This window comes from Actibacterium sp., assembly GCF_041584535.1.
Lineage (GTDB): Bacteria > Pseudomonadota > Alphaproteobacteria > Rhodobacterales > Rhodobacteraceae > Actibacterium_D.
In genome coordinates, this window is the sequence record NZ_JBFHDW010000280.1 from 1 (window position 1) to 3350 (window position 3350).

Sequence of the window (3350 nt, forward strand, 5' to 3'; positions counted from 1 at the left end):
GACGCCTTTCTGACCCTGCCCTATTTCGATCATATGCACCGCTATCTGCCCGCGCTGTTCAAGCGCGACGGCTGGCAGATCGCATTGGTCGATGTCAGTCACCGCGAGCGGCAATCGGGCCGGTCGAATTATTCCAACCTGCAACGCGGGCTGGTCGGCATTTATGACCTGATCGGCGTCGCATGGCTGATCCGCCGCCGTAAAAAGGCGCGCCCGACCGAGGTAACGCCGAATGCTTGAGACCCTGTATTCGTGGCTGCATGTCGATAGCTTTCAGGAATTCGTCTGGGTCATCATCGGCCTTGGCGGGCAATTGCTGTTCACCGCACGCTTTCTGGTGCAGTGGATCGCGTCCGAGCGCGTCGGGCGCTCGATCGTGCCGCTGGCGTTTTGGTATTTCTCGCTGGGCGGCGGCATCGTTCTGTTCGCCTATGCCGTCTATCGCCGCGACCCGGTGTTCATTCTGGGTCAGTCGATGGGCCTGACCATCTATCTGCGGAACCTCTGGCTGATTTACGCCGAAAAACGCCGCGAAGCCTGACAAACCGTTAAGATTTTCACAAAGCGCCCCTGTGCCGCCATAATCCGGCAAGGCCGGGTTAACACCGTGTGACCATCCTCACTTTCATGCGCAGGGGTGCGTGGAAAGGGTGGTTCGGGTGGCCTATTTCACCTTGGTCGGCGTCGTTTCGGACGATGCCCTTGCATCGCCTATGACGGCGGTGCGGATGGATGCCGTTGCCGGTCAGCTTGTCCTGACCGACAGCGACAGCGGACAGCGTGTGACCTTCGCGTTGTCCCAAGGGGCGGCGGCCGAGCTGGACACGGCTGCCGCCTATCCGCCCAATCCGGGCGCGCTGACCAGCGCCGTTCTGGGCGGGCGGATCGTGATGCTGGGGCAAGACGATCTGGCGGCGGTTCTGACCGGGGACGAGGCCGACAGCCTGACCCTGTATTCGCACCGCTCGGGTCAGGAAAGCGACCGTGTCGAGGCCGTAGCGACCAATCAGGGCCCCAGCACCTATCTGTATCTCGCCGATCCGAACGCAAGCGGGGTCAGTGCCTATGAGGTGATGACCGACGGCAGCCTGCGCCTGATCGAAGCCGAGGCCGACAGCGCCGCCACCTATGCCACCGGGATCAGCAGCCTTGCGCAGGCCTCGACCGCGGGCGGGCAATACCTGATCGCCGCCTCCACCGCCGAGGATGGCCTGACCGTCTATAAGATCAACAGCAACGGCAGCCTGACCGCCATTGACGCGCTGGGGGCCGGGGATGCCTTGCCGATCAACGACCCGCAGGCGTTGGAAGTGGTCCAGATGAACGGCCAGACCTTTGTGATCGCCGCCGCCTCGGGCAGTTCCAGCCTGACGGTTCTGGCGCTTGGCGACGATGGCAGCCTGACCGCCGTCGATCAGGTGATGGATGACCTGACCACCCGCTTTGCCGGGGTGTCGGTTCTGGAAAGCATCACCGTCGATGGCCGGGTTTTCGTGTTTGCCGCCGGGATGGATGACGGGATTTCTCTGTTCACACTGCTGCCAGACGGGCGGCTGTTGCTGCTGGAAACCGTCTGCGACAGCGCCCAAACCGGGCTGAGCAATGTCACCGAATTGTCGGTCGAACTGGTAGGCGACGAAGTGCAGCTTTTCGTGACCTCAGGGGCCGAGGCCGGGATCACGCAATTCACCATCACCCCCGGCCCGCTGGGTGACATCGTGCTGGGCACCGGCGCAACCCTGAACGGCAGCGCCGGCAATGACATCCTGTGCGCCAGCAAGATCGCGACCCAGATCAGCGGCGGCGCGGGCGATGATATCCTGATTGATGGCGACGGCACCGACACTTTGATCGGCGGCGCGGGCGCGGATATTTTCGTGCTGTCCGCCGATGGCGTGAATGACACGATCGTCGATTTCCAGCTTGGCGTTGACCGGCTGGACCTGTCCGGAATGGGCATGACCTATGACATCTCGGAAATCGACATAACCGCCACCGCCAGCGGCGCTATTTTGACGATTCACGGTGAAACAGTGACTGTTTTCAGCGCCGATGGCCTGTCGCTTGACCCCGAGGATTTCACCTCGTCCGATCTGGTGAATGTCTCGCGGGTCGATGTGACCCCACCTGTTGAACCGCCACCGCCCGAGCCGGGGATCATCACCGGCACCGACGCGGGCGAGACCCTGATCGGCGGTGATCAAGGCGATACGATCTATGGTCTGGGCGGGGATGACACGCTGATGGGTGGCGCCGGGAACGACACCCTGATCGGCGGCGCGGGCGGGGATGTGTTGATTGGTGGCGACGGGATCGACATCGCCTCATACGAGGACAGCACCGCCGCGATCCGAATTCAGCTGACCGCGCTCAGCCGCAACAGCGGCGATGCCGCCGGGGATAGTTTCACGGGGATCGAGGTGTTCTGCGGCTCGGCCTTTAACGACACGATTTCCGGCGACCGTGCCCGAAACACGCTGATTGGCGGCGCGGGCAACGACAAGCTGAAAGGCGGTGGTGGCAACGATGTGCTGGACGGTGGCGACGGCAAGGACAACCTGAATGGCAGCAGCGGCAATGACGACATTTTCGGCGGCGCGGGCAATGACACCCTGATCGGGAACGGCGGCACGGACATGTGCGCGGGCGGTGACGGCAATGACAAGGTCGACGGCGGCAAGGGCAATGACACCCTGTTCGGTGACGACGGCGACGATACCCTGATCGGCAATACCGGCAACGACATTCTGACCGGCGGTGCAGGCGCGGATGTGTTTCAGTTCAAGACCCTGTCCGCCAATGAGACCGACATCATCACCGATTTCCAGCCTGGTCTGGACACGATCCAACTGATCGGTGCGACCTCTTATGATCAGGTCGTGCTAAGCGAAATCTGGCATGACGGCGCGATTGCGGTGGAACTGACGGTCGATGGCCAGACCATCATCCTCGACTCTCTCCGTCTGGATGTGTTCGGTTATGGCGATATTGCGCTGGGTTAGAGCCGCTTAGTAATCGCGCTCGAAAAACACGCCAAGGCTGGTTTTCCCGGTGGTATCGACCCCGCCCTTGACGGTGATCTGCGGCGTCAGGTCGAGGTTCAGGTTGATCTCGGTATCGCCGTTGCTGTCCACGACCACGTCGGAATACAGGTTATCCGACAGGTATTTCCCCAGACGAACCTGCGTCGTTCCGGCCTCGTCGGTGGTGACATCCAGATCGTCCAACCCGAAATTCCGCCGCAGGGTTTCGATAATTCCACCATCGCTGCGCCCGGTCAGGACCGCGACCGCACTGGCCATCTGCGCGGCCTGAAAGGCGCTGAGCGTGGTGATGCTGCGCCCGAACAA

3 protein-coding genes and 1 pseudogene are annotated in these 3350 nt (G+C 62.1%); 3 read left to right on the top strand and 1 reads right to left on the bottom strand.

The window, feature by feature from the left end; all coding sequences use genetic code 11:
• The 3 genes and pseudogenes from ABYW26_RS12290 to ABYW26_RS12300 all read left to right on the top strand — a co-directional run.
• Positions 1–240, top strand: a pseudogene (locus ABYW26_RS12290) (dolichol-phosphate mannosyltransferase); the annotation flags it as partial.
• Entirely contained in the window at positions 233–541 is a 309-nt protein-coding gene (locus ABYW26_RS12295) for a lipid-A-disaccharide synthase N-terminal domain-containing protein (protein WP_372605190.1), read from the top strand. The pseudogene ABYW26_RS12290 and the gene ABYW26_RS12295, both read left to right, overlap by 8 nt.
• A gap of 100 nt (positions 542–641) precedes the next feature.
• Positions 642–3002, top strand: coding sequence for a hypothetical protein (locus ABYW26_RS12300; protein ID WP_372605191.1), 2361 nt, complete (start codon positions 642–644; stop codon positions 3000–3002).
• A gap of 6 nt (positions 3003–3008) precedes the next feature.
• Here ABYW26_RS12300 and ABYW26_RS12305 read toward each other — a convergent pair.
• Positions 3009–3350, bottom strand: a 342-nt coding sequence (locus ABYW26_RS12305) for a translocation/assembly module TamB domain-containing protein (RefSeq protein WP_372605192.1), incomplete at its 5' end; no start/stop codon positions are given.

Excerpts from the sequence above, each read along its gene's own strand:
- ABYW26_RS12295 (WP_372605190.1), top strand. The coding sequence starts at position 233 with ATGCTTGAGACCCTGTATTCGTGGCTGCATGTCGATAGCTTTCAGGAA.